The organism is Humidesulfovibrio sp. (genome assembly GCF_031082295.1).
Classification (GTDB): Bacteria; Desulfobacterota; Desulfovibrionia; order Desulfovibrionales; family Desulfovibrionaceae; genus Humidesulfovibrio.
Genome location: NZ_JAVHLD010000014.1, coordinates 30,436 through 56,306, shown reverse-complemented (window position 1 = coordinate 56,306; position 25,871 = coordinate 30,436). Strand labels below are relative to the sequence as shown.

The 25,871-nt window shown below is 64.4% G+C and carries 19 protein-coding genes and 2 riboswitches; of the genes, 14 read left to right on the top strand and 5 right to left on the bottom strand.

The genetic code is table 11. The features are described from left to right. The first annotated feature begins 9 nt into the window (after nucleotides 1–9). From cobN to RDU24_RS09295, 4 genes are read left to right on the top strand one after another with little or no spacing between them, the layout of a single operon-like run. Nucleotides 10–3,954, top strand: a complete 3,945-nt coding sequence (cobN, locus tag RDU24_RS09310) for a cobaltochelatase subunit CobN (protein ID WP_308735471.1) — start codon at nucleotides 10–12, stop codon at nucleotides 3,952–3,954. 19 nt (nucleotides 3,955–3,973) lie between these two features. Continuing rightward, nucleotides 3,974–5,008, top strand: a complete 1,035-nt coding sequence (locus RDU24_RS09305) for an ATP-binding protein (protein ID WP_308735470.1) — start codon at nucleotides 3,974–3,976, stop codon at nucleotides 5,006–5,008. Then, nucleotides 4,998–7,088, top strand: coding sequence for a putative cobaltochelatase (locus tag RDU24_RS09300; RefSeq protein ID WP_308735469.1), 2,091 nt, complete (start codon nucleotides 4,998–5,000; stop codon nucleotides 7,086–7,088). Before RDU24_RS09305 ends, RDU24_RS09300 begins: the two co-directional genes overlap by 11 nt. A gap of 60 nt (nucleotides 7,089–7,148) precedes the next feature. Beyond that, the gene (locus tag RDU24_RS09295; RefSeq protein WP_308735468.1) at nucleotides 7,149–7,562 is read left to right on the top strand and encodes a DsrE family protein; all 414 of its coding nucleotides are present in this window, start codon (nucleotides 7,149–7,151) and stop codon (nucleotides 7,560–7,562) included. A 67-nt stretch (nucleotides 7,563–7,629) separates the two neighbouring features. Here RDU24_RS09295 and RDU24_RS09290 read toward each other — a convergent pair whose 3' ends face one another. The 3 genes from RDU24_RS09290 to RDU24_RS09280 form a co-directional block, all read right to left on the bottom strand. After that, nucleotides 7,630–7,890 carry a hypothetical protein gene (locus RDU24_RS09290; RefSeq protein WP_308735467.1) on the bottom strand — a complete coding sequence of 87 codons (261 nt, stop codon included), beginning with the start codon at nucleotides 7,888–7,890 and terminating at the stop codon, nucleotides 7,630–7,632. Nucleotides 7,891–8,036: 146 nt separating this feature from the next. Continuing rightward, on the bottom strand, nucleotides 8,037–8,762 hold the full coding sequence (locus RDU24_RS09285) for an anaerobic ribonucleoside-triphosphate reductase activating protein (protein WP_308735466.1): 726 nt from the start codon (nucleotides 8,760–8,762) through the stop codon (nucleotides 8,037–8,039). Then, nucleotides 8,759–10,963, bottom strand: a complete 2,205-nt coding sequence (locus RDU24_RS09280; RefSeq protein ID WP_308735465.1) for a ribonucleoside triphosphate reductase — start codon at nucleotides 10,961–10,963, stop codon at nucleotides 8,759–8,761. The genes RDU24_RS09285 and RDU24_RS09280 overlap by 4 nt, the downstream gene beginning before the upstream one ends. Nucleotides 10,964–11,090: 127 nt before the next feature. After that, a riboswitch (cobalamin riboswitch) is annotated at nucleotides 11,091–11,292 on the bottom strand. Nucleotides 11,293–11,530: 238 nt separating this feature from the next. After that, a riboswitch (cobalamin riboswitch) is annotated at nucleotides 11,531–11,720 on the top strand. A 108-nt stretch (nucleotides 11,721–11,828) separates the two neighbouring features. On the opposite strand from RDU24_RS09280, the gene RDU24_RS09275 reads away from it, so the two are divergent. The 6 genes from RDU24_RS09275 to RDU24_RS09250 are packed head-to-tail and all read left to right on the top strand — an operon-like array spanning nucleotide 11,829 to nucleotide 17,908. After that, nucleotides 11,829–13,760: a TonB-dependent receptor gene (locus RDU24_RS09275; protein WP_308735464.1), complete on the top strand. Its 1,932-nt coding sequence runs from the start codon at nucleotides 11,829–11,831 to the stop codon at nucleotides 13,758–13,760. A 50-nt stretch (nucleotides 13,761–13,810) separates the two neighbouring features. Next, a complete protein-coding gene (locus RDU24_RS09270; RefSeq protein WP_308735463.1) occupies nucleotides 13,811–14,500 on the top strand; it encodes an adenosylcobinamide amidohydrolase in 690 nt (229 codons plus the stop codon). After that, nucleotides 14,497–15,372 carry an ABC transporter substrate-binding protein gene (locus RDU24_RS09265; protein ID WP_308735462.1) on the top strand — a complete coding sequence of 292 codons (876 nt, stop codon included), beginning with the start codon at nucleotides 14,497–14,499 and terminating at the stop codon, nucleotides 15,370–15,372. The genes RDU24_RS09270 and RDU24_RS09265 overlap by 4 nt, the downstream gene beginning before the upstream one ends. Further along, complete coding sequence (locus tag RDU24_RS09260) at nucleotides 15,369–16,364, top strand: FecCD family ABC transporter permease (RefSeq protein WP_308735461.1); 996 nt, start codon at nucleotides 15,369–15,371, stop codon at nucleotides 16,362–16,364. The genes RDU24_RS09265 and RDU24_RS09260 overlap by 4 nt, the downstream gene beginning before the upstream one ends. Beyond that, the gene (locus tag RDU24_RS09255; protein ID WP_308735460.1) at nucleotides 16,361–17,167 is read left to right on the top strand and encodes an ABC transporter ATP-binding protein; all 807 of its coding nucleotides are present in this window, start codon (nucleotides 16,361–16,363) and stop codon (nucleotides 17,165–17,167) included. Before RDU24_RS09260 ends, RDU24_RS09255 begins: the two co-directional genes overlap by 4 nt. A 3-nt stretch (nucleotides 17,168–17,170) precedes the next feature. Then, a complete protein-coding gene (locus RDU24_RS09250) occupies nucleotides 17,171–17,908 on the top strand; it encodes an energy transducer TonB (RefSeq protein ID WP_308735459.1) in 738 nt (245 codons plus the stop codon). 380 nt (nucleotides 17,909–18,288) lie between these two features. On the opposite strand, the gene RDU24_RS09245 is transcribed toward RDU24_RS09250, so the two are convergent. Then, nucleotides 18,289–18,762, bottom strand: coding sequence for a hypothetical protein (locus RDU24_RS09245; protein WP_308735458.1), 474 nt, complete (start codon nucleotides 18,760–18,762; stop codon nucleotides 18,289–18,291). A 424-nt stretch (nucleotides 18,763–19,186) separates the two neighbouring features. Between RDU24_RS09245 and qatA the strand changes: the two genes are divergently transcribed. Genes qatA through qatD form a run of 4 tightly spaced genes read left to right on the top strand, consistent with a single transcriptional unit; the run spans nucleotide 19,187 to nucleotide 24,182 of the window. After that, nucleotides 19,187–21,148, top strand: coding sequence for a Qat anti-phage system ATPase QatA (qatA, locus tag RDU24_RS09240; RefSeq protein ID WP_308735457.1), 1,962 nt, complete (start codon nucleotides 19,187–19,189; stop codon nucleotides 21,146–21,148). A 3-nt stretch (nucleotides 21,149–21,151) separates the two neighbouring features. Further along, complete coding sequence (gene qatB / locus RDU24_RS09235; protein WP_308735456.1) at nucleotides 21,152–22,045, top strand: Qat anti-phage system associated protein QatB; 894 nt, start codon at nucleotides 21,152–21,154, stop codon at nucleotides 22,043–22,045. Continuing rightward, a complete protein-coding gene (qatC, locus tag RDU24_RS09230) occupies nucleotides 22,042–23,412 on the top strand; it encodes a Qat anti-phage system QueC-like protein QatC (protein ID WP_308735455.1) in 1,371 nt (456 codons plus the stop codon). Before qatB ends, qatC begins: the two co-directional genes overlap by 4 nt. Continuing rightward, nucleotides 23,409–24,182: a Qat anti-phage system TatD family nuclease QatD gene (gene qatD / locus RDU24_RS09225; RefSeq protein WP_308735454.1), complete on the top strand. Its 774-nt coding sequence runs from the start codon at nucleotides 23,409–23,411 to the stop codon at nucleotides 24,180–24,182. The genes qatC and qatD overlap by 4 nt, the downstream gene beginning before the upstream one ends. 259 nt (nucleotides 24,183–24,441) lie before the next feature. Here the strand turns inward: qatD and RDU24_RS15990 are convergent, their stop codons facing one another. Next, complete coding sequence (locus RDU24_RS15990) at nucleotides 24,442–25,680, bottom strand: flagellin N-terminal helical domain-containing protein (RefSeq protein WP_374989754.1); 1,239 nt, start codon at nucleotides 25,678–25,680, stop codon at nucleotides 24,442–24,444. Nucleotides 25,681–25,871: the final 191 nt, after the last annotated feature.

The window sequence follows — 25,871 nt, the reverse complement described above, 5'->3', positions numbered from 1 at the left end:
GCCCGGACCATGAAAATCACCGCCATTGTCTGGAACAGCCACGCAGAGGGGCTGGCCAGAGCCGCCGAGAGCCTGCCCTGGCTCACCCTGCGCCTGTACCCGGCCAAGAGCCTGGAGGACAGCCCGGAGCGCCAGGCCCAGGCCATGGCCGACCTGCGCAGCTCGGATGCGGCCTTCCTGTACCGGGCCACGGAGCCGTTCTGGGACGAGATGGAGGCGGGACTGAAGGAAGTGGGCAAGAGCGTGCCCACGGTCTGCCTGAGCTACGACCCCTCGCTCTGGGGCCTCTCCACCGCCCGGCCGGAGCTGGTGCAGGACGCGCACCGGTACATGACCTTCGGCGGCTTGCATAATGTGGCGAACATGCTCAAGGCCTTGGCACGGGAGTTCGGCGGACCGGAGCACGCCACCCTGGACGCCCCCCCTCCGGCCCCGGTGCCGTGGGAAGGCCTGTGGCACCCGGCCATGCCCACCTCCGGCGGCACGCGCAGGCACTTCTCCAGCCTGCCGGAATACCTGGCCTGGTACTCCACCCACTGTGCCGGACGGCCCATGGCCGACGGTCCCTGGGTGGGGCTGGTGGTGGGCCGCCACTACTGGGTGGGCGAGACGCTTGAGGTGGAGGAACTGCTCATCAGCGACCTGGAGGAACTGGGCCTGCGCGCCATTCCCATCTTCACCAACACCATCAAGGACGACGGCCTGGGCAACAAGGGCGCGCTGGCCTGGCTGCGCGAGGTGTTCCTGGCTCCGGACGCGCCCAGACTGTCCGCCGTGGTCAAGCTGGTGAGCTTTTTCCTGGGCCACACGCGTAGCGGCGCTGGCAATCAGGAAGACGCCGCAGCTAGTGGCGTGGCAGCGCTCAAGGAGCTTGGCGTGCCGGTGTTCCAGCCCGTGTTTTCGTCGAGCAAATCCGTGGAGCAGTGGCGGGACGACCCCCAGGGCCTGGGCAGCGAGGTAGCCTGGAGCGTGGCCATGCCGGAATTCGAGGGCGTCATCGAGCCCATCTACCTGGGCGGCGGCAGCAGGTACGAGAGCGCCTCCACCGGGGCCAGCCTGGAGCGCCGCGTGCCTGTGGCCGAGCGCAGTCAGCGTTTGGCCCGGCGCGTGGCGGCGTACATCCGCCTGGCCGAGAAACCCGTTGCCGAACGCAAGGTCGCCTTCATCCTGCACAACGACCCCTGCGCCTCGGTGGAGGCCACCGTGGGCGGCGCGGCTAAGCTGGACAGCCTGGAGAGCGTGGCGCGGATTCTCGCCGCCATGAAAGCGCAAGGCTACAGCGTGGAGCCGCCGGAAAGCGGGGCCGAACTCATCGAGACCATCATGGAGCGCAAGGCCATCAGCGAATTCCGCTGGACCACGGTGGACGAGATCGTGAAGAAGGGCGGGGCGCTGGCCCGGCTCTCGCTGGGCACGTACCTTGGCTGGTGGCGGCACTACCCGGAGAAGGTGCGTGCGCGCATAGCCGAGGCCTGGGGCGAGCCTCCGGGGGCCGAGGTGGACGGCGTGCCCCCGGCCATGCTGCACGAGGGCAAGATCGTCATTACCGGCGTCACCTACGGCAACGCGGCCATCTGCGTGCAGCCCAAGCGCGGATGCGCCGGGCCGCGCTGCGACGGCCGAGTGTGCAAGATTCTCCACGACCCGGACATCCCGCCACCGCACCAGTACCTGGCCACCTACCGCTGGCTGCAGGACGAGGCCGAAGGGTTCGGGGCCGATGTGCTCATCCATGTGGGCACCCACGGCAACCTGGAGTTCCTGCCTGGCAAGAGCGTGGGCCTGTCCGCCTCCTGCCTGCCGGACCTGGCCCTCTTCGAGGTGCCGCACCTGTACATCTACAACGCCGACAACCCGCCCGAGGGCACCATCGCCAAGCGCCGCAGCTACGCGGCCCTGGTGGACCACATGACCACGGCGCTGACGCACACCGAGCTGTACGAGGAACTGGACGAGCTGGGCAGGCACTTGGCCGAATGGGAACAGGCCAAGGACTCCGACAAGACCCGCGCGCACATGCTGGAGCACCTGGTGCGCGACGTGGCCGAGAAGGCCAACCTGCTCGGCTCCATCAAGGGAGAAGGGGGCAAGGGCGCGGCGGACATGGACTTCCCCCGGCTGGCCACGGCCCTGCACGAGTCCCTGGACCTCATCCGCGGAACCCAGCACGACGACGGCATGCACGTGTTCGGCAGCGCGCCGGAGGGCGAGCGCCTGAACGCCTTCCTCTGGTCCATCCTGCGCTACGACGCGGACGACCCGCGCTCCCTGCGCCGCACCCTCTGCGGCCTCATGGGGCTGGACCTGGACACCCTGCTGGCCGAGCCGGGGGCCGTGGACCAGCGCCTGAAAGTCAGCAACTCTGAGTTGTTGGCGGACGTGGAGCGCCTGGGCCGGGAAGCCTGCGGCACGGCGTTGGCCAATTCAGACGCGGAGGGCTTCGCACAGGCCGTTCTGGTTCTGGCGGGCGAACGCCTGGTGGATGGCTCCGCCACCACCAACCTGCCCGGCATCCATCGCCGCATCCGGGACGTGAAACGCCGCGTGGACGATTCAAAGGAGATCGACGCGCTGCTCGGCGGCTGTGCGGGGCGCTACATCGAGCCGGGGCCGTCGGGCATCATCACCCGGGGGCGCGAGGACATCCTGCCCACGGGCCGAAACTTCTACTCCCTGGACCCCAGGCGGTTGCCCACACGGGCCGCGCACATGGTGGGCATGCGTCTGGCGGACGCCATCATCGCCAAGCACCAGGCCGAGGAGAGCCGCGTGCCCGAGAACGTGGCCATGTTCTGGATGTGCAACGACATGATGTGGGCCGACGGCGAGGGCATGGGCCAGATATTCCACCTCATCGGCGTGCGGCCCCTTTGGAAGGCGGGCGGCCACGTGAAGGGCTTCGAGGTCATCCCCATCGCAGAACTGGGCCGCGCCCGCGTGGACGTGACCATTCGGGTCTCGGGCCTGCTGCGCGACAGCTTCCCGGAGCAGATGGCGCTGGTGGACGAGGCCATCCATCACGTGGCCTCCCTGGATGAGGCCGACGAGGACAACTTTGTGCGCAAGCACGCCCGCTCCACCTTGGAGAAGTTCGGCGAGAGCGGCGACGCGGCCTGGCGCAAATCGACCCTGCGCCTGTTCTCCTCCAAGCCCGGCACCTACCAGGCCGGGGTCAACCTGGCCGTGTACGCCTCGGCCTGGCAGACGGAAGCCGACCTGGCGGACATCTTCGTCTACTGGAACTCCTACGCCTACGGCAAAGACGTGTTCGGCGAACAGCGGCCCCGGCAGCTTGAGGCGGCGCTTTCCACCGTGGACGTGAGCTACAACAAGGTGGTGAGCGACGAGCACGACCTGTTCAACTGCTGCGGCTACTACGGCACCCACGGCGGCATGACGGCGGCGGCCCGCCAGTTCGGCGGCGGCGAGGTGAAGGGCTACTACGGCGACACCCGCGAGCCGGGCCGGGTCCAGGTGCGCGACCTGGCCGACGAAATACGCCGCGTGGTGCGCACCCGCCTGCTGAACCCAGCCTGGGTCGAAGGCATGAAGCGCCACGGCTACAAGGGCGCGGGCGACATCAGCAAACGCGTGGGCCGCGTGTATGGCTGGGAGGCCACCACCCGCGAGGTGGACGACTGGATCTTCGACGACATCGCCAAGACCTTTGTCATGGACGAGGAGAACCGCGAGTTCTTCCGCCAGCACAATCCCTGGGCGCTGGAGGAAATCGGCCGCAGGCTGCTGGAGGCGCAGTCGCGCGGCCTCTGGCAGGCCGACCCCGAAGTGCTGGACGCCCTCAAGGAGTCCTACCTGGAGATGGAAGGCTGGCTGGAGGAGAACATGGGCGAAGTCACGGGCGACTTCCAGGGCGGCAGCGTGGACATCATGCGGCCCGAGGATGTGGAGCAGTGGCAGGAAATGATGCGGGCCATGAAGGCCAAGCCCGCCTAACATACCGGAGCGAGAGACCTTGAAGAACCATACCTTCGCCTACCCCTTCTCGGCCATCGTGGGCCAGGACCTCATGAAAGAGGCCCTGCTGCTCAACGTGGTGAACCCGAAGCTCGGCGGCGTGCTCATCCGCGGCGAAAAGGGCACGGCCAAGTCCACGGCGGTGCGCGCCCTGGCCAGCTTGCTGCCGGAAATCGATGTGGCCGAGGGCTGCCCCTTTGCCTGCAAACCGGATGGAACCGATTTGTGTGCAGCCTGTATGGCCAAGGCCCAGGCCGGGACGCTCATTCCCACGCGCCGCCGCACCCGCGTGGTGGACCTGCCCGTGGGCGCGACGGAAGACCGCGTGCTCGGCACCCTGGACCTTGAGGCCGCCATCAAGAAGGGCGAGAAGCACTTCGAGCCGGGCATCCTGGCCGAGGCGCACCGGGGCATCCTGTACGTGGACGAGGTGAACCTGCTGGACGACCACATCGTGGACGTACTGCTGGACGCTGCGGCCATGGGGGTCAACACCGTGGAGCGCGAGGGGGTGAGCTTTAGCCACCCGGCGCGCTTCGTGCTCGTGGGCACCATGAACCCGGAGGAAGGCGAGCTGCGGCCCCAATTGCTCGACCGCTTCGGCCTGTGCGTGCAGGTGGAGGGCATCCTGGACATCGACAGCCGCGTGGAGGTGGTCAAGCGCCGCGCAGCCTATGAGGAAAACCCGGCTGGCTTCGCCGAAGCCTGGGCGGACAAGGAGTTGGTCGTGGCCCAGCGTGTGGAGCGCGCCCGTGCCCTTCTGCCCCGCGTGGGCTTCTCGGACGAGCTCTTGCGCCTGGTGGCCCAGATAGCCGTGGACATGGGCGTGGACGGCCACAGGGCGGACCTGGTGATGATGAAGACCGCCAAGACCCTGGCCGCGCTGGACGGACGCGACATAGCCACCCGCGAGGACGTGGGCCGCGCCGCCGAGTTGGCCCTGCCACACCGCATGCGCAAGAAACCCTTTCAAGACATCGGCCTGGACAAGGAGGCACTGGCGGGCAGCATGGAGAAGGGCCTTGCCCGCTGACCCGCTCGCCCGTGGTGTCTTCTATCCGTTCACTGCCCTGGTGGGGCAGGAGCGGCTCAAGCGCGCTTTGACCGCCTGCGCCGTGTGCCCGCAAATCGGCGGCGTGTTGGCGCGCGGGCAGAAAGGCACGGCCAAGTCCACGGCTGTGCGCGCCCTAGCCGCACTCCTACCGCACATCGAGGTGATGCGCGGCTGCCCGTTTTCCTGCGCGCCCGAAGGCCCGCACTGCCCGGCCTGTGCGACGCGCATCGCAGAGGGCGAGACGCCCGCCACGAACTGGCGGCCCGCCCGGCTGGTGGATCTGCCCCTTGGAGCCACCGAGGACCGCGTGTCCGGTTCCCTGGACCTGGAAACGGCCATCCGCTTCGGCCGCAAGCAGCTTGAACCGGGTCTCTTGGCCCGCGCCCACCAAGGCGTGCTCTACGTGGACGAGGTGAACCTGCTCTCGGACCACTTGGTGGACATTTTGCTCGACGCCGCCAGCATGGGAGAGAACGTGGTGGAGCGCGAGGGCATCAGCTTCCGGCACCCGGCCCAGGTCATCCTGGTCGGGACCATGAACCCGGAGGAGGGCGAACTCAGGCCCCAGCTTCTGGACCGCTTCGGCCTGTGCGTGGAGGTGGCAGCCCCGCTGGACCTGGACGAGCGCATGGAAGTGCTGCGCCGCCGCGAGGCTTTCGACGCCGATCCAGCCAGCTTCGCTGCGCAATGGGCTGAAGAGGAACGCCGAATGGCGCGCGCCATCGTGGAGGCCCGTCGCGCACTGCCGCAGGTGCGCATCCCGGCTACGCTTCTGCGGCAAGCCACGGAGCGCTGCCTGGAGGCCTGCGTGGCCGGGCACCGGGCGGACATCGCCCTGCGCCTGACAGCCCGCACCCTTGCCGCCCTTGCCGGACGCGAGGACGTGCGCGCCGCCGACCTGGACGAGGCCGCCGGCCTGGTGCTGCTGCACCGCCGGCGCATGCCGCCGCCCCCCGCTCCGCCAGAGCAGGAGAAGGAGCAGAAGCAGGAGGACCACGAACACCAGCACGAGCATGAGCCAGAGCAGCAACAGGAGCAGCAGCCCGAGCCGAAACAAGCGGAACAGCAGCCAGAGGACGCCCGCACCAACGAGGACGAAGGCGAGATGGAGGAGTCGCCGCCGAAAGACGAGACAAAAGACGAGCCGGGAGACGGCGAATCCGAGGCCAAGGGCAGCCCCGCAGCCCTGGAGACCATCTTCCCCGTGGGTGCGGCGTTTCGCGTCAAACCCATCGTGTACAAGAAGGACCGCGTGGTGCGCACCGGCTCTGGCCGACGCACGCGCTCGCGCACCAGCCAGAAGTCCGGGCGCTACGTCAAGGCGCGCCACAACCCGGCGCCCACGGACCTGGCCCTGGACGCCACCCTGCGCGCTGCCGCCCCGCACCAGTTCCGGCGTAGGCAAGAACTCTCCTCGCCGCAGGACATCGCCGTGCTCGTACGCGCTTCGGACCTGCGCCAGCGCGTGCGCGAGAAGCGCATGGGGCACTTCATCGTCTTCGTGGTGGACGCCAGCGGCAGCATGGGCGCGGGCAAACGCATGGTGGAAACCAAGGGCGCCGTGCTCTCCCTCCTGCTCGACGCCTATCAGAAGCGCGACAAGGTGGGGCTGGTGGCCTTCCGGGGCCAGGGCGCATCCGTGCTGCTGCCTCCCACCTCAAGCGTGGACCTGGCCTACAAGCTGCTGGAGGAGCTACCCACGGGCGGCAAGACCCCGCTGGTGCACGGCCTGTCCCTGGCCCACGAACTGCTGGAACGCCAGCTTCGCCGCGACCCGGCCAGCTTCCCAGTGTTGGTGCTTATTTCCGACGGCAAGGCCAACGTGAGCCTGGCGGGAGGAAAGCCGCTGGCCGAGGCGAAGCTGGCGGCCCGAACCATCGCCGAAGACCCGCGCATTCGAACGCTCGTGGTGGACGTGGAAAAGGCCGGGCTCATCCGCTTCGGCCTAGCCGAGGGTCTGGCTGCCGAAATGGGCGCGCAGTACTTCCGCATCGAGGACTTGAAGGCCCGCGACCTGGTGGACGTGCTGCGGCGCGAGGTGCTGAATCCAGGCGGATGAACTCTTGCGTAAGGATCACATTGCCGGTAGAGAATGACACAAATCCAATGGAGGCTTTCCATGCGCATTCTCAACCGTCTTCTCCTCGTCGTGGCCCTCGTGCTCCTGGCGTGCCCGGCCTTTGCCGGGGCCAAAGACCCCCTGTTCATCAATCTCACCAGCGACGACTCGCACCGGGCGCTCATGGCCATCAGCTTCGGCCAGGGGCAAATGGAGCGGGGCCACCCCCTCACTGTGTACCTGAACGACAAGGCCGTGCTGGTGGCGAGCAAGAAGAACGCCGCGCAGTTCGCAGAGGAGCAGAAGCTCCTGTCCGGCATCGCCGCCAAGGGCGGCACCGTGCTGGTCTGCCCCATGTGCAGCAAGAAGTTCGGCGTGGCCGAGGCGGACTTCATCACCGGGGCCAAGCTCACCAGCCCGGACATCACCGGGCCGGCGCTCTTCAAGGACAACACAAAGACCCTGTCCTGGTAACAGGAACGACATGACAGCTTGGGCGGCCCCGTCACAGGGAGACGCCCTTTCCTTTGACGCGTTGGGCCTAGTGCTCGTGCTCGTGCAACTCGTGGTCGTGGCCCGTGTGCTCGTGGTCATGCGGGCCGTGCTCATGGGCATGGTCATGCCCGTGGCCAGCGCTGTCCCCGTGCTCGTGCGGGTGCTTGTGCTCATGCTTGTGCCCGTGGGCATGGGCGTGCTCGTGCGGGTGGGAATGCTCGCCCTGGCCCGGATGCGTGTGCGGATGCTCGTGGCTGTGGGTGTGCTCGTGCGCGTGGTCGTGGGAATGCTCGTGGTCGCCCTTCATGGCCGCCTCCTTGTAGTGTCGAGGTTTACCGCTACTGGCTTCCATATAATGCCGAGCGTGGCCCTGGTACATCCCGCACGCAAATTTTCTTCGTGTGCGCGGCATCGTCGGATTCCGCCAAGCGTCACATGCTGTGCACCGCCCGCCTAGTTTCGTACGACCAGCTTCCCGTTCCTCCCGAAGACCCTTCGCAACGAGACCACCAACCTCTCCGGCACAGGCAGGCACTCCTTGGCCGCCAGCTCAGCATTGGCGCAGCCCTCTGGCTGGAAGGCCTGGAACGCCCAAGAGGGGGGCCCTGCGGCGGCAATCTCTTCGGCCAACTCCAGGATCTCGGCCTCGGACAACAGCGACGGATGCCAGGTGGTGCGCAGCTCGAAGACCACGCCGGATTCCCGGAGCATCCCGAGGCTCTCCCAGGCGGCGTGCCCCGCGGCCGCAACGCCGGTGATGCGCTCGTAGGCAGCGCGCGGCGCCTTCAGGTCCAGCCCTACCCAGTTGCACAGGGGCAGCACGCGCGCCAGGGCCTGCGGGTCCATGCCGCTGGTGTGCAGGCCTATCTCGAAGCCCAGGCCGCGCACGTGCCGCATGGCGCCATTCAGCCCTGGCTGAAGCAAGGGCTCCCCGCCGGAGAACACCACGGCCTCCAGGAGCCCTTGCCGCGTTTCGAGCCAGGCCAGAACCTCGGCCCAGGGCCTCTCCCCGGCACCAAAGGGGCGCAGGGCCGCGTTGTGGCAATACGGGCAGTTCCAGGCGCAGCCCTGGCAAAACACCGTGGCCGCCAGCATTCCCGGCCAGTCCGTGGTGCTCAAGGGTGTGAGGCCGCCCACCACGATGGCGGCGGCCCCATCCTCATGCGCGAAGGGTCTCACGCGGTGAGCTCGCCCGAGCTGCGCATGGGCTCGCGGAAGCACAGGCGCTCGTCATACTCGCCCTTCTTGCCGATGTTGAAGGCCGAGCGCGGGCGGTAGTAGCCCATGACCCGGGTCCAGATCTCGCAGTCCTGCTGGCGGCCTTCGCCTGCGCAGGTGGGGCACTGCTTGTGCTCGCCCTCCAGGTAGCCGTGGGATGGGCACACGGAGAAGGTGGGCGTGATGGTGATGTACGGCAGGGCGAAACGCGTCAGCGCCCGGCGCACCAGCTCGCGGCAGGCGCGGGCGTCGGACACGCGTTCGCCCATGTACAGGTGCAGCACCGTGCCGCCGGTGTACTTGCGCTGGAGTTCCTCCTGCCGGGAGAGGGCCTCGAAGGGGTCGTCGGTGAAGCCCACGGGCAGCTGGCTGGAATTGGTGTAGTAGGGCTGCTCGTCGGTGCCGGCCTGGAGGATGTCCGGGAAGCGCTTGCGGTCCTCCTTGGCGAAGCGGTACGTGGTGCCCTCTGCCGGGGTGGCCTCCAGGTTGTACAGGTGCCCGGTCTCTTCCTGGAACCCGGTCATGCGCGCGCGCACATGGTCCAGAAAGCGCACAGCCAGGGCATACCCGGCCTCTGTGGTCACGTCCTCGGTCCCGCCTGTGAAGTTGCGGAGCATCTCATTGATGCCGTTGACGCCGATGGTGGAGAAGTGGTTGCGCAGGCTGCCCAGATAACGCTTGGTGTAGGGGAACAGCCCGCCGTCCATGCGCGCCTGGATTTCCTTGCGCTTGATCTCCAGGCTGGTGCGCGAGACTTCCAGCAGGGCGTCCAGCCGGGCCAAGAGGTCGCGCTCGTCGCCCTTGGCCAGGTAGCCCAGGCGGGCGCAGTTGATGGTGACCACGCCCAGCGACCCGGTCTGCTCCGCGCTGCCGAAAAGCCCGTTGCCGCGCTTGAGCAGTTCGCGCAGGTCCAGCTGCAAGCGGCAGCACATGGAGCGCGCCATGTTCGGGGTGAGGTCGGAGTTCAGGAAGTTCTGGAAGTACGGCAGACCGTACTTGGCGGTCATCTCGAAGAGCAGGTCCACGTTGGGGCCGTCCCAGGGAAAGTCCTTGGTGATGTTGTACGTGGGGATGGGGAAGGTGAACACCCGGCCCTTGGCGTCGCCTGCGGTCATGACCTCGATGTAGGCCCGGTTGATCATGTCCATTTCAGCCTGCAGCTCGCCGTAGGTGAAGGCCATTTCCTCCCCGCCGATGACCGGATGCTGGCCGCGCAGGTCCTCCGGGCAGGTCCAGTCGAAGGTCAGATTGGTGAAGGGAGTCTGGGTGCCCCAGCGCGAGGGCACGTTCAGGTTGTAGATGAGCTCCTGGATGCACTGGCGCACCTCGTCGTAGCCGAGGCTGTCCTTGCGCAGGAAGGGGGCCATGTAGGTGTCGAACGAGCTGAAGGCCTGCGCGCCCGCCCACTCGTTCTGCAGCGTGCCCAGGAAGTTCACGATCTGGCCCACGGCGCTGGAGAGATGCCTGGGCGGCTTGGCCTCCACCTTGCCGGGCACGCCGTTCAGGCCCTCGGTGAGCAGCATGCGCAGGGACCAGCCCGCGCAGTAACCGGAAAGCATGTCCAGGTCGTGGACGTGCAGATCGCCCTCGCGGTGCGCCCGGCCCACCTCGGGCGGGTACACGTGGTTCAGCCAGTAGTTGGCCGTCACCTTGCCGGAGACGTTCAGGATGAGCCCGCCGAGGGAATAGCCCTGGTTGGCGTTGGCATTCACGCGCCAGTCTTGGCGGTCCAGATACTCGTTGACGCTGGCCGCCACGTCCACCACGGTTTTTCTGTCCTGGCGCAGCTTGGCGCGCTGCTCGCGGTACACGCTGTAGGCGCGCATGGTCTGAAAGTGGTTGGCCGAGATGAGGGCCTGCTCCACCGCATCCTGGATGTTCTCGATGTCCGGCAGGCGCCCGCCGAAGCGGTGGGACAGCACCTTGACCACCTGCGCAGTGATGAGCCGCGCCTCATCGCCGTCGAACTCTCCCGTGGCGGCCCCTGCGCGCTGGATGGCCGAGCGGATCTTGCCCGCGTCGAAGGCGATGGTTTCTCCGCTTCTTTTGCGAACCTGGGCGGGCGGCGCAATGGGCCGCAACGGAGTAAGGACGGCGGCTGGGACGCTGGGGATGGAATCTGCGGGAACGGGTTCGGCGAGGTGCTGGGCGGTCTGGGGCATTGGCGGTCTCCGGCTGCATTGGGTTTCGATGACGCGGGGGCCGAAACCAGCAGCCGAAGGGAACACGCCCGTCAGAACTGCCGCATCGCCCTCCCACGAGGCGCACGCGTCACACCGTCCGCGCATGGTGCGCAGACGGGAGCAGGCAGGTCTTCGGACTTGCGGGCATTGCGGCATTCGCCGTCTTCCTCGCCCCCGGACTTCCCGGCTGACGCCAGTGTCTCGTTGTGGGGGCTCGTTCCCGTTCACCGCTGCGGGGCAGTTCTGGGCTTGCACCAGATTCCCTTTTCACCCGGTCGAAACCGGGCACCAGCTCACGTAGAGCTATGAGGCTGACGGCTCACAAAGTCAAATCCTTGCGCCAAGGGTAGCCCATTGATATTATTCGGCCATATATGCCGCGAGCTAGAGCCGTCCCCCGTCAACCTGCCGTAATTGCGGAAGAACACACTGCTGCTCGCAGCAGGAAAATTTCCTAGAAATTTTCTTGAGTCCACCGCGTACGGCACCGTCCTTGACAGCAACCGCCCAACCGGGCAAGCAAATTTGACTGTGCCCAAAAGAGGTGCAGTGTTGTTGCTTTCAGGTCGTCCATCGCTGGACGTGAAAAGGGAAGTTCGGTGCAAGACCGACGCTGACCCGCAACCGTGAGAGGGGACGAACCCCGCAAATGCCACTGGCTCTGTGAAGGGCTGGGAAGGTGCGGCAAGTAGGACGATCCTCAAGCCGGGAGACCTGCCTGATAGCTTGTGCTACGGCTTCGAGGTATAAGCCGGGGTAGGTATGCTTTCGCCTGTCGCGTTTGCTTGCGCCCATTTCCCTCCTCGAAGCCTCCACTTCAATTCTTGAAGCAGGAGGTTTTTTTGTGCGTATTTTCCTTTGCGTTCTGCTCCTATTGACCATCTTCCCCCTTGCGGCCCTGGCCAAGGATGACTCCGGTGGCCAAGCCAACTCCACTTCTCCCGGCTACGTCATGGACGAGGTGGTGGTCTCGGCCAGCCGCGCCCAGGAGCCAATCCGGCAGGTGCCGCGCAACGTCACGGTCATCACCCGTGAGGAAATCGAGCGCTCCGGCGGCAACAGCATCACGGATCTGCTCGCCCGCCAGGTGGGCGTGAGCCAGCAGAACTACTTCGGCACGGACCGCAACTCGCTGGTGGATTTGCGCGGCCAGGGCAACCTCGCCGCCCAGAACGTGCTGGTCATGGTGGACGGCCAGCGCATCACCCCGGTGGACATGGCCGCCGCCCCGCTGAACACGGTGCCCTTGAGCGAAGTGGAGCGCATCGAGATCGTGCGCGGCCCGGGCGGGGTCATCTATGGCGACCGCGCCGTGGGCGGCGTCATCAACATCATCACCCGCAAGGGCGACGCCGTGAACGGGTTCTCTGGCAGCGTGGGGGCGGGCTACGGCTCCTTTGATTCCACCAAGTACAATGCAGCTGTGCGCGGGCGGGATGGCTCAGTGTACGGCAGCGTGGGGGCGTCCACCAGCGACACCACAGGCTACCGCGCCAACGGCGCGCTCTGGCAGCAGGATGCCCTGGGCAGCGTGGGCTGGGAGGCGAACAAGGCGCTCACGCTCTCACTCTCCAGCGCCTACCACGAGGACCGCTACGGCCAGCCCGGAGGCGTCTCACGCGCGGCCGCGCTCTCGCGCGACGCCAGGCGCATGACCAGCAGCCCCAACGACTGGGGCCAGACCACCGACGGCCGCATCCAAGGCGGGGCCAAGCTCGATCTCGATGCATTTGGCAGCCTGGACTACCACCTGGGCTACCGCACGCGCGAGAACCCCTACGCCTACGGCGCGACCAAGTACAAAATCAACGACGAGACCGCCAACTCGGACCTCACCTATACCGTGGGCGTCGAGCTGCTTGGCCTAAAGCATATGCTGCGCCTGGGCGGCGACGGCTGGACCTCGCACTACACCTCCGGTTCCATTGCGGCGAACCGCAACACAAGTGACGTGTGGAGCGCCGGAGGCTTCGCGCATGACGCCATCACCCTGGTGCCAGACCTCACCCTGCAGCTGGGCTACCGCTACAACCGCTACGACGCCCACGGCGAGGACATCCCGGACAAGACCTGGAACAACAACGCCTACGAGCTGGGCCTAGTCTACGACCTGACAAAGAAGGCCAGCCTGTACGCCAGCTATGCCAGCACCTTCCGCACGCCCACGGTGGACGAGCTGAACTTCCAGACCGGAACCCTCAAGCCGCAGACGAGCAAGAGCCTGGAGGCCGGGGTGCGCGCCGGACTGCTGGACAATCTGGAGGGCAACCTCTCCGTCTTCCGCTCCGCGACAAGTGATGAGATCTGGTACGACGGCAGCAAGGGCGCCTGGGGCCTGAACTCGAACTACGAAAACGATGTCATCCGCAAGGGCATCGAAGCCGAGCTGCGCTACCGCCCGTTCAAAGTGCTGGGGCTCAAGGCCAACTACGCGTACGTCGAGGCCAAGTTCGACCAGACCGGGACCATTGTGCCGCTGGTGCCCAAGCACACGGCCAAGCTCAGCGCGGACTGGGACATCCTGTCCTCGCTCTTGTTCAACGTCAGCGGCACCTACGTGAGCTCCAAGCAGGTGAACGCGGGCAACACCCTGCCGCCCATCTGGTCCTACACTGTGGTGGACACCAAGCTCACCTGGACCATCGACACATTCAAGGTCTACGCCGGGGTGAACAACCTCTTCGACTCCTGCTACACCACCATGGCCTTCGGCAACACGTCCTACTACGTCATGCCCACGCGCAACTTCTACAGCGGCGTGGAGTGGAGCTTCTAGCCAAACCAACACACGGGGGCCGAACTCTCGGCCCCCGCCGGAGCATTTCCATGGATCGAATCCGACTGGACGCCACGGACCAACGCCTGCACCTGGACCTGGGACGCCCCTGTCCGGTGCTGGGCTCCTGCGTGCTTGGCGGGGGCTTCGGCCTGGCGCGGCATGTGTTGAACCTGCGCGTGGACGCCAACCTCGCGGGCGCAAGCCTGCGCTTCCCCGTACCCGAGGCGACCCTGCGCGCATACTGCGCAGCCAGCGGCTGGGATGGCCCGGTGGTCGGCATGATGACCGCCGCGTCCATGAAGTCCCTGCGCACGGCAAGGCTTGAGGAAAACGGCCTGGCCGTGCTGGCCGCCGTCACCGCCGGGCTGACCAACGCCCGCCGCGCCGGAGACCCTGCCGAGTGCCGCGGCTTCCCGGAGGCCACGCCGCCGCCGGGCACCATCAACATCATCGTGGCCCTGGGCGCGAGTCTGCCTCCGGCGGCAATGGTGGAGGCGGTGATCACCATCACCGAGGCCAAGGCGGCGGTGATGCAGGGCTTGGGCATAACCAGCCGGACCACGGGCTTGCCGGCCACGGGCACCGGTACTGACGCCGTGGCTGTGGTGGCCCTGGGCGGGCGCGAGACCGCGTACTGCGGCAAGCACGTGCTTGCGGGCGAACTGGCCGCCCGGGCGGTGATGCAGGCCCTGGCCGCCTCGCTGGAGTGGTACGCCAAAGAAGGGCCGTGGGCGTGAACAACCTCCTCGCGCTCCTCATGGCCTTGCTGCTGGCCGCCTGCTCGTCCGCCGACTCATCAGACACAGCCCAGCGCCCAGCGGCATCAAATGCGCTACCCAAACGCGTGGTCTGCCTGGCGCCCAGCGCCGCAGAGCTGCTCTTTGCCCTGGACGCGGGCGGGCTTGTGGTGGGCACGGCTGAGCACAGCGATGAACCGGCCGAGGTGCGCAGCCTGCCATGCGTCGGGTCTTACGCCCGACCGGACCTGGAACGAGTCCTGGTGCTGCGCCCGAACCTCTGCATCGCGGTACAGGACGGAACGCCGCCCCAGACCCTGGCCCGGCTCGGCGAACTCAGCATTCCCGTGGCGCTCATGGCCACCGGAAACCTTGAGGAGCTGCTGGGCTCCATGCTCGTGGTCGGCCGCGCAGTGGGGCGGCAGGCCAAGGCCGAGGCGCTGGTGAAGGGCCTGCGGGAGCGCATGGAGGCCGTGCGCGTGCGCGCTGCCCAGGCCCAGCGCCGTCCCCGTGTGCTGTTCCAGGTGAGTGGGCCGCACATCATGGCCGCCGGTCCGCAAAGCCTGCTGGGGCAGCTCGTCGCGCTCGCCGGGGGCGACAGTGCCGCCCCGGCGGAGCCCGCCTATCCGCAACTCTCCGCCGAGCAGGTGCTGGCAATGGCCCCGGAGGTGGTGGTGGCCTTCGACATGCTGGGCCAGGACCAGGGCATGGCCGGCTGGCCAGCCGACCCACGCATCCCTGCCGTGCGCCAGCGCCGCCTGTACACAGTAGACCCGGCGCTCTTCGCCCGGCCCGGCCCGCGCCTGGCGGAGGCCTTGGAAGCCCTGGCGCGCATCATCCACCCCGAGATTTTCGGAGCGTACCGGCCATGAGGCAGCGTTTGTCCTACCGTTTTGCGATTCTTCTGGCCGTTCTGCTCCCGGCCCTGGCGCTCTGCTGTCTGGCCGCCCTGTGCCTGGGCTCGACAACCTTCGGCCCGGCCGAGGTTCTGCATGCGCTCTGGGGCGACGGCGACCCCATGACCCTGGCGCTGGTGCGCTCCTTGCGCCTGCCGCGCCTGCTGCTGGCGCTCGCCGCCGGGGCCAGCCTTTCCGTGGGTGGGCTCGTGTTCCAGGCGCTGCTGCGCAATCCCCTGGCCGAGCCGTACATCCTGGGCGTGTCCGGTGGGGCGGCAATCGGCACCATCGCCGCGCTAGTGCTTGGCCTGGGGAGTCTGGCCCTGCGGCTGCCTGCGGCTTTCGCCGGGGGGCTGGCCACGCTGAGCATAGTCCTGGCCTTGGGCCGCTCTCTGCGCGCCTCGGGGCGGGACACGCTGCTGCTCGCCGGGGTGATGGTCAACGCCTTTTGCGGCGCGGTGATTCTCTTTCTCGTGTCCCTGTCGCCCCACCATCTTATCGCCTCGGTGGTGTTCTGGCTCATGGGCGACCTGGGCTCACACGCGCCCGCAGACGCGCTGCTCCTGGCCTGCGCCGTGCTGCCCTGCCTGGCCGTGGTCCTGGTCCTGGCGCACGGCATGAACGTGCTCCAACTGGGCGAGGAGACCGCCTCCACCATGGGCATGCCGGTTGGGACCGTGCGCAACGCCCTGCTCTGGTCTTCCACCGTCATGGTCAGCGCCACTGTGGCCGTGTGCGGCCCGCTTGGCTTCATCGGGCTGGTTACGCCGCACGCCCTGCGCCGTCTCATCGGCGCGGACCACCGCCTGCTTGTGCCAGCCTGCGTGCTCGGCGGCGGCGCATACCTCGCCCTGTGCGACGCGCTTGCCCGCGCGCTGCCCGCTTCGGGCGAACTGCCGGTGGGCGTGGTGACAGCCATGCTCGGCGCACCGGCCTTCGTGGCTTTGCTTGCCGGGAGGCGCACATGAACGCCGTCCATGCCGTCGAAGCACGCGGCCTGGATTTCACTCGCGGCAGCACTGCCGTCTTGAAGGGGGTAGTCCTTACTGCACGGCAGGGCGCCATCCATGGCATCGTCGGTCCCAACGGCTCAGGCAAGACCACATTGCTGCGTCTGCTGGCCGGCCTCCTGCGGCCGAGCGCAGGAACCGTGGAACTCCTCGGGCGCCCTCTCGCCGCGTATTCCCACCGCCAGCGGGCAAGGACCATGGCCTATCTGCCCCAGAACCTGCCAGAGCCGTTGTCCCTCACGGTGCGCGAACTCGTGCTCCTCGGACGCACCGCGCACCAGGGCCTGCTGGGTCTGGAAACCCGCGCTGACCAGGAGGCCGTGGACTGCGCCCTGGACCTCGCGCGGGTCGCCCACCTAGCGGGCGTCCGGCTGGAGCACCTGAGCGGAGGTGAGATGCAGCGCGCGTTCATCGCCAAGGCACTGTGCCAGGAGCCGTCCATCCTGCTCCTGGACGAGCCCACCGCCAGCCTGGACCCGGCGCACGGTCTCCAGGTCATGGAGCTGCTGGCCGGGCTGCGCAGCACGCAAGCGGTCTGCACGGTCATGGCCTCGCACGACTTGAACCTCGCCGCCCGCTACGCTGACGAGGCCACGCTGCTGCAGGGAGGGCGGGTCGCCTGCCAGGGCAACCCCTCAATGGTGTTCGCGCCGGAGCGACTTGAACCCGTGTACGGCTGCGGCTTCGAGCGCTGTCCATCCAGCGCTGGCCCAGGCGTGCTCCTGCCATTTCCATGCGGCGCCAAGCCCCAGCAAGGATGAGCCATGCCCGGCCGGTCAACGGAAGCGCCGCCTGTCAGCAATCGCCAGCCTTCAAGCGGTGGCGGCATGGGCTTGTTCATTTCCGCAGGGTTGCATCTGCTGCTGTGCTGCGCCCTTGCGGCGACACTTCCCGCTATACCTTCGCCATTGCCTTCGCCGCTCATGGAGGTGGACCTCAGAGAAAGACCCGGAGCGCGTGGCGGAAGCAACTCCTTTGTCACACAACACTCTCGACAGGGAGCCAAGGCGGTCACATCAACGTCTTCGCTTCAGCCGACGGCCCGGCCTGACCTCGCCCCGCGCGCTCTTGAAGCCAGCCAAACGGATCTGCGCGCGACGCTTGCCGCCGTTACGCCAGAAAGCAATGCAAGAGGGGCGGTTGGTGAACCGGGAACTGGAGGTGGAACAAATGCAGGTGATGGACGGTCTTCGGGCACCGGTGCGGGCCAAGGCGGCGTGGCTGTGGATCGCATGCCCGAGGCCGTGAAGTGCGAGAAGCCAGTCTACCCTGCGGAGGCCCGGCGGCGAGGCATCACAGGGCGAGTGCTCCTGCGGGTCCATGTCGACGCGGTTGGGAGCGTGCGCGAAGTGCTCGTCCTGTCCGCCGAGCCGGTCGGCGTCTTCGAGGCGCAGGCCGTCGAGGCCGTGCGGAAGTGGCGCTTCACGCCAGCCGTGTCCAAAGGCGTTGCAGTGGGGGTACGGGTGGCCCTACCGGTACGATTCGAATTGGATGACCAATGAAGATCGGCCTGGCTTCGAGTTTGAGGAAAGGTGACTAGACGCGCCTTGCGTCGACGGAATAATCTTCTTTTAGCCTCCTTGCGGGTAGCGGACAGAAATGCTTCCAGCCGTGTTTTTGCGCAAAGATATCTTTACATGGATTCTCCCATTTCGTCCCAGATGATGGCAGCTCAAATACGTACAGCGTGTCCCGTACGTATCCCTAAATGTCAGAAGGCACAACTCAATTATAAATGCAACACAACAGAATAAAGAGTAATTATCTGTTCATTGCGAGTATTCATGGGGGGAATCATTCTCCCCATGCACTCATGTGCAAAAAGAAGAGGCGGCTCAAAAGAGCCGCCTCACTGACATCATCCTCTTTGGCCCTTCTTGGGCTAGTCCTGGTGGTCACCGGTCATGGAAAAGATGAGCTCCGCTTCGTCAGCCGGAATCACCCTGGGGGCGGACAGCAGGAACGGGAGGCGCTTCGCTCCAGAGCGTGCTTGCTGTGCTTCTGCGCGAAGCTTGCGCGCGAGTTCAATACGCGCGCTGAAGCTGTCAAACCCTTCGGAGCAAGCGGCCAGCAGGATGTGGATGTCTGCTTCGTCTTGGGCCGGGTAGACGTCCTGCGCGCCAAGCGGGAGGTCCCCACGCAAGAACACCGGCGTAAAGAGGTCCGCCAGACCGGACCGGATCACCCCATCGTCAGGAGCATGCTTGCTGGCCAGCCTCCACCAGTGCCCGCCAATGTGTTCCGCCTGGATTCCGTCAGCCCCCGCCAGCTCAATCTGCCTAAGCAGACGGATCCTGACGGCTTCGATGTCCGATGCGTCCTTTGCTGCGAAAAAAACTCGTTCTTCTGGGGTCATGCTCATTCCTCGTGGTGTTTGTACCCGTCCAACCAACATCACGTGGCAGCTGAGAACACAGCCACGCGGAAGACCCTTCCCGGGTAGTAGAACATCTTCTAATGTTGGAATGGATGACCACGAGAGTGTTCACGGTAATTTGTGTGCGCATATGAAAAATCGTATAGCAAAAGCGTTCACGAATGTCAATTAATATTTTAACATGCCTCATCAAATCAAAAACAGCAAGAGATTTTTCGTGGGCCTGCATAATGCCTTTCCTTGAACCTTGGCGTAATAGTCCCAATCGGTTCTACGTTGAGTTCTTCCGAAAAGTTGCCGGTGTTGATTCCCTGGCCGAAATCACGTAGCAAAATTTTACGCTATAGAATTCCATTTATACGCCACAATGCTCCAACCTGTACAACCATCCGCCGGAGACCCCATGTTTCTGAACGATCAGGAAACTGCCACGGACCTTCTCCACTATGAGGCGATTGCTCAAACGATTGTCAGCCTAATTCTCAATACCCCCAAGGCTCCAATGACCATTGGCGTGCACGGCGACTGGGGAGCGGGCAAGTCGAGCGTCCTCAAAATGATTGAGGGCTCATTTGCGGGGAAGGACCGTGTTTTGTGCCTCTGGTTCAACGGCTGGGCATTCGAGGGCTTCGAGGACGCGAAAATCGTCGTCATTGAAACTATCGTCGAAGAACTCAAGCGCGCTCGTCCGACCACCGCCAAGGTCGCCGAAGCCGCCAAGAAGGTGCTGAAGCGGATTGATTGGCTCAAGCTTGTCCAGAAAGCTGGAGGGTATGCGTTCACCGTTGCCACTGGCATCCCCACCTTCGACCAGATGAGTGGATTTTGTGACCTCGTCACGTCCTTCGTGTCCAAAGCGCAGGCAGGCGCCACTGCGAGCGATTTTGAGGAGGCAGCCAAGAAAGCCAGCGAGTTCATCAAAGAGGCGCCGGGCGACAGCGGCAATCTCTCCGAGCACATCCATGCCTTTCGTGGTGAGTTCAAGGAACTTCTCGCCGCCGCTGACATTGACCAGCTCGTGGTCATCGTGGACGACCTTGACCGCTGCCTCCCCAAAACAGCCATCTCGACGCTTGAAGCAATCCGCCTGTTCCTCTTTGTCGACCACACCGCCTTTGTAATCGGTGCCGACGAAATGATGATTGAGTATGCGGTACGCGAGCATTTCCCTGACTTGCCGCCCAGCTCTGGCCCAGTCAGTTACGCAAGAAACTACCTTGAAAAGTTGATCCAGGTACCGTTCCGTATACCTGCTCTTGGGGCGGCCGAAACGCGGGTCTATGTGACGCTCCTGATTGCCGAGAGCGTTTTGGGCCCAACTGATGAGCGTTTTGTCCGGCTCCTTCGTGCAGCCCGCGAGGACATGAAGCAGCCCTGGAAAAGCCGGGGGCTCGACCGGCTGGCTGTCGAGACGGCGATGCAGGGTGAAGTGCCGCAAGAAATCAAGCTTGCGCTTACGATGAGCGCGCATGTCACAGGCATCTTGAGCGAAGGGACACGCGGCAACCCGCGCCAGATCAAGCGTTTCCTCAATTCGATGATGCTCCGGCACGCCATCGCGGACGCACGTGGGTTCGGTGCGGAGATCAAGCGGCCTGTGCTCGCGAAAATCATGCTGGCGGAACGCTTCAAGCCCGAGTTCTACGAGCAAGTCGCCCGCCTTGCCGCAAGCCACCCTGAGGGCAAGCCGGATACTGTGCGCGCGTTCGAAGCGCATGTGCGGCCCATCCCGCCCTCGGGGGAAGGCAAGAGCAACAAGCCTGCTGCCAAGGGGGAGCGCAAGGCGGTGGCAGCCCCCGCTCCATCGCTCCCGCCCGAGGTGGTTGAATGGGAGAAAAGTGACTGGGTGAGGGGCTGGGCGATGATCGACCCGCCACTCGGTGATGTTGACCTGCGCCCGTATGTCTTTGTCACCCGTGACAAACGCATTTCGCTTGGCGGGCTCGTGGCGAGCAGCCACCTGGAGAGGCTTGTCGATGTGCTGATGGGGCCACAGATGGCCGTCAGCGGGGCCGCCCAGGAGGTTGGAAAGCTCACTGGTCCCGACCAGGAAGAAGTGTTCGAAGCGATCAGGGGCCGCATCCTCCAGGAAGACAATTTCGGGACGAAGCCCAGAGGAGTCGATGGCCTTGTGCAGATGGTAAAAACGCACCCGGCGCTTCAGCGACGCCTCCTCACTTTCATTCGTGAACTGCAGGCGGACAAATCCGGGACCTGGGCTGCATCGAGCTGGGGAAGTTGCTTCTCCGATCCCGGCATGGTTGCTGAATACCGGGCAATCCTAAAGGGATGGAGTGAGCTGGGCGACAACAAGGCGCTTCAAATTGCTGCACAAGGGATACTTAAGTTCGAGGGGAGGACGTAAGCAATGGGAACGTCAAAATGCTACGGCGGGCCATCGAATGGCCTTGTGCCTCCCTTTGTCGATGACCCGCAGCCCCAACAGTCTCCCCTGGCGCCCCAGGCTCCGCCTGAACTGCCGACCTTGCCCGGCGCGCCCGCCTTGCCTGCATCCCGTCCGCAGCCGCCACAAGCTCCAGAGACGAATCCTCAGCCCTCGCCGCCACGCCCGGATGCCGTCGGCGCCGGCAGCCTGCGCGGGCCACGCGGCGTCTTTTCACGCTTTTGCCGATCTGGCGACCGGAACACACTCGGGCGAGCCCTCTCGGGTTATGTTCGAAAAGGAACTGGCGGCGCACGAAATGCCGCTCATCGGATGTCGTCACCCCGCACGACCGCTCGGGCCATACTTCAGGTCGTCCGGGATTTCGAGCGTCACGGACCAGCGGAAACGCTGCGCCAACTCAACATTCCTGAGCTCATTGGACGCCCCGCGGCGGATGTGTTTCTTGCGATTTTCGAGGTTCTCTGTCCTCCCGGTGGTACTGTTGATCAGTCCATCACACGCGAGGCCATGCAAGAGGCCATTGGAGATATGGCCGAGGCGGGCGTGGGGGGCTTTGACACCATCACCCCGGAGCAACTGAAGGATTTCTTCCTTGATTTCGTTGCACGGTCGATTGAGGGACGCGTCATGGCCGACATCGGCGGTCGAGCGATTTCATTCCCCGATGATGTCTCGGCGGTGGAGTATGCGCAAGAACAGCTCCATGACTTTGTCACCGGGGCAACGAGGGGGCAACTGTCGGGACGCCTCGACTCCCTCGATCGGCTGTCGGACCGAGACATAGCGGCCGTCGTTGATGAAATCTATGTGGTGGCGTTCGAACTTGTCGCCGCCGCTGGGGAGGCTCAGGCATGAGACACCATAACATCATAGTTCGGCTCGGGGCAGGCGATACGGAAACAATTGAGCTGCCAAATGCGGACATGCACACGACGGAGATTCAGTTCCTCGATGACTCGGGCCTGCGTTTTGGGCTGGGCCAGGTGTTGAGCCAACTCCGGGAGATTGGGTTACGGCCTTCCGAGACATCCGTGGATCTCGCGTTGCTTGCTGCCGCCATCACCGCCGCTGACACTCGCATCTCTCGGTCGGCAGATGCGCAGGATGCGTGGACGAGAAAAATCGATCTCCATGTGCCAGTCCATACCCCAGACCGATGGATTGCGTTGGCGCCGCTCATAGCCAAAATGCTTAAGTTTCTGACAGGGGATCAGTGGAGCGTCCACTTTCGCCCACGCCCATCTGGGATTGGTACGCTGGCAGCCGCCCCAAGCGTACTCCCTTTGGCAAACCCGACCTCGGTCTGCCTCTTCTCTGGAGGACTCGACAGCTTCATAGGCGCAATCGACCTCCTTGCCGAAAGACAAACCCCAATTTTGGTGAGCCACTACGGGGACAATCTTACTCCTGGATACCAGGAACATTGTGCACACGTCTTGAGGCAGCACCACCCCAGTAAAACATTGCACCACATCCAAGCCAGGGTCACATTTCCAGCCAACACCGTCGAAGTTGGATCTGTTGAGGACACCTTACGCGGCCGCTCGTTTCTGTTTTTCGCACTCGCCTCGCTGACTGCCGATGCCGTCGGCGGCGACATGACCGTATACGTACCCGAGAATGGCCTGATTTCCCTCAACGTGCCGCTTGACCCTTTGCGGCTTGGCGCCCTCAGCACCCGCACGACCCACCCCTATTACATGGCCAGGTTCGGCGAGCTTCTGTATGGGCTTGGCCTCCAGGTTCGCCTTGAGAACCCATATGCTTTTCTCACCAAGGGCCAAATGGCCAGGGCCTGTGCCGACCTTCCGTTCCTTCAAAGAGAAGCCCGGCACACCATGTCCTGCTCATCGCCAGGTAGCCGCAGGTACGATCCAGACCCTGAGCAGCGCGCCCCCAAGCACTGCGGTCGCTGTGTGCCTTGCCTGATCCGGCGTGCTGCCATCCTTGAAGCCTGGAGAACTGACGACACTCCCTATCGCATTTCCGACCTGCGGGGGCAAACGCTCAACAGTAAAAAAGCCGAAGGGGAACATGTGCGCTCCTTCCAGTTCATGTTGTCCAGGCTCTCTCGGAAACCTGGGCTGGCTCGTCTTGACATTCACCGGCCAGGTCCTTTGACAGATCACCCTGACAAACTCGGTGCCTACGAAGCCGTCTACGTTGCAGGAATGCAGGAGGTTGGTCGACTGCTGGAAGGTGTAGTAGCGAGACCGCTGTGAACGAACGAGCCCACCAAACGCCTCACTGGGTTGATTTCCACTGTCACCTCGACCTTTATCGAGACCACGTGGATTTAATTGCAGAATGTGATCGAGAGCGAGTGGCTACGCTTGCTGTCACGACCACGCCGAAGGCATGGCCTCGGAACCGCGAACTGGCAGCACATGCCACACATGTTCGTGTCGCACTGGGGCTCCACCCGCAACTCGTTGCCGAACGTGCAAGCGAGGTGGCTCTGTTTGAGCACTACCTGGCAGATGCTCGGTATGTGGGTGAGATCGGACTTGATGCTGGCCCACGGTTCTATCGTAGCTTGCCCGAACAAGAGCGCGTTTTCGAGAGAATCCTCCGTGCCTGTGCGGAACAGGGGGGGAAGATTCTCTCCGTGCATAGCATCCGAGCTGTCGGGAAGGTGCTCGGCCACATCGAACGCGCACTGCCAGCAAGCAGGGGACATGTTGTCCTGCACTGGTTCACCGGCACTACAGCCGAGGCCAGACGAGCCGTTGCCCTGGGGTGCTATTTCTCGATCAACAAGGAAATGCTCAACTCCCCAAAGCACCGTCAACTCATCGCCGAGCTGCCAGAGGACCGCCTTCTCACCGAGACTGATGGTCCATTCGTTCTCATTCAAGGAAAGCCAATCCGCCCGCGCGAAGTCGCCGACACCGTTTCGCAGCTTGCCGCCCTTCGAGCAATCCCGATGGAGGGAATGAGGAGGGCCATCCTTGACAACCTCCGTGCGGTAGTCAGCAGCAACGTTAGTTGAGGTCGCGGCGTAGTGGAACCTACCTGTTCAAGGAGAACTGCAGCGTGCTTCGGTTTACGACTGCCGAGTTCAAGGACTTAAGACCCACATGGTTCTGAAAATGGCATGAAGAACACCCCTGGCGCCCCACGATGAGCCGCTCGGAGTGGTCGCAAAATTTGTGACCTCAATAATATTTCTTCACCATAAAATTACAGACTTTTTATTAAATCCTCTAAGCGGGGTCCAGGGGCGGAGCCCCTGCTTACGCCGACAACCCCTAGCCGCCGATGAGCTGCATGGCGAGCCGGCCGAGGCCGTTGGCCTGGGACAGCATGGCCACAGCTGACTGGGTCAGTATCTGCTGGCGGGTGAACTCTGTCATTTCCGTGGCCACGTCCACATCCGAGACCTGGGACTCCGCGGCCTGGGTGTTCTCGGCCTGGATGGACAGGTTGGTGATGGTGTTCTGCAGGCGGTTCTGCATGGCTCCCAGGTTGGCGCGTATCTTGTCCTTGGAGATGATGGCGTTTGAGATGGTGGCCAGCGCCTGCTGGGCCAGCTGCTGTGTGGAAATAGAAGGACCTGAACTCGAACCTGAACTTGAACCTGAACTTGGCGGCCCTGCCACCGTAATATTACTAACATAATTTACTAAAGTAGTGCCCCATGTTATGGCTCGTAAATTCCCACTCCTGTCTACGGCAAAGTCATACTCTGTAAGATTATCCTGAGTGCGGTACCCTGTCACCGTAGCGGTTGGGTCAAATTCATTGTATACGTTTGCAGGCATTTGAGTGCCAGCAATTAATAGGTTATTTTGCAAGAAAGATATTGTGTTGCTGAAACCATTTGCAGTCAGGTTGTTTGCCGTAGCGTATTGCGTCGTTTGTTGCGCATAATAAGTTGCACTATCCACACTCCCGCCACCACTTCCACCACTACTTCCACTCAGCCCTAACGCGCTGGCTGTCACGTTCCCAATCTGAACGTAATAATAGTCCTCGGCGGAGTCGTTGCCGGTGCCGAAGTGGACCTTCATGGGACCGGTGGCCTGGAGGCCAGCGCCGTTGTGGGTGCTGGTGGCGCCGGAGAGGTTGCCGTTCAACAGGTGGATGCCGTTGAAGTCGGTGGACTTGGCGATTCGGGTGATTTCCGAGGCCATGGCCTGGTACTCGGAGTCGATGATGAGGCGCTGGTCCGACGAATAGGTGCCGGTGGCGGCCTGCATGGCCAGTTCCTTCATGCGGATGAGCTTCTCGTCGATGACGCCGAGCGCTCCGTCAGCGGTCTGGATCATGGAGATGGCGTCGTTGGCGTTGCGGATGCCCTGCTGCAGGCTCCTGATCTCCGAGCGCAGGATTTCGCGAACGGCCAAGCCCGCAGAGTCGTCGCCCGCGGTCTGAATGCGCAAGCCGGATGACAGACGGCGGGTCGAGACGGCCAGCTTCCCGTAGGAGTCCGCCAACAGGCGGGCCGTCTTCGTGGCCATCAAGTTATGGTTGATCGTCAGCGGCATGGTGACGCTCACTCCTCATGCTGTTGAGCTAATTCCGCAGCGGCTTCCATTCATCAAGTCGGCGCGGTGAAGATACGCCCAGATCACAGCTGCCGCAGCCTATTGGCAAGCTCACGCTTCGCACAGGAGCAGGCTCTGACCTCACGAATTTCTTCGGCAGATACGGGAAAGGACTATAGGTCGGGAAGGCT

Excerpts from the sequence above, each read along its gene's own strand:
- RDU24_RS15990 (WP_374989754.1), bottom strand. The coding sequence starts at position 25,680 with ATGCCGCTGACGATCAACCATAACTTGATGGCCACGAAGACGGCCCGC.
- qatC (WP_308735455.1), top strand. The coding sequence starts at position 22,042 with ATGAGACACCATAACATCATAGTTCGGCTCGGGGCAGGCGATACGGAA.
- cobN (WP_308735471.1), top strand. The coding sequence starts at position 10 with ATGAAAATCACCGCCATTGTCTGGAACAGCCACGCAGAGGGGCTGGCC.
- qatB (WP_308735456.1), top strand. The coding sequence starts at position 21,152 with ATGGGAACGTCAAAATGCTACGGCGGGCCATCGAATGGCCTTGTGCCT.
- RDU24_RS09255 (WP_308735460.1), top strand. The coding sequence starts at position 16,361 with ATGAACGCCGTCCATGCCGTCGAAGCACGCGGCCTGGATTTCACTCGC.
- RDU24_RS09290 (WP_308735467.1), bottom strand. The coding sequence starts at position 7,890 with ATGAAGGGCGACCACGAGCATTCCCACGACCACGCGCACGAGCACACC.
- RDU24_RS09260 (WP_308735461.1), top strand. The coding sequence starts at position 15,369 with ATGAGGCAGCGTTTGTCCTACCGTTTTGCGATTCTTCTGGCCGTTCTG.
- RDU24_RS09270 (WP_308735463.1), top strand. The coding sequence starts at position 13,811 with ATGGATCGAATCCGACTGGACGCCACGGACCAACGCCTGCACCTGGAC.
- qatA (WP_308735457.1), top strand. The coding sequence starts at position 19,187 with ATGTTTCTGAACGATCAGGAAACTGCCACGGACCTTCTCCACTATGAG.
- RDU24_RS09295 (WP_308735468.1), top strand. The coding sequence starts at position 7,149 with ATGCGCATTCTCAACCGTCTTCTCCTCGTCGTGGCCCTCGTGCTCCTG.
- RDU24_RS09245 (WP_308735458.1), bottom strand. The coding sequence starts at position 18,762 with ATGACCCCAGAAGAACGAGTTTTTTTCGCAGCAAAGGACGCATCGGAC.
- RDU24_RS09280 (WP_308735465.1), bottom strand. The coding sequence starts at position 10,963 with ATGCCCCAGACCGCCCAGCACCTCGCCGAACCCGTTCCCGCAGATTCC.
- RDU24_RS09250 (WP_308735459.1), top strand. The coding sequence starts at position 17,171 with ATGCCCGGCCGGTCAACGGAAGCGCCGCCTGTCAGCAATCGCCAGCCT.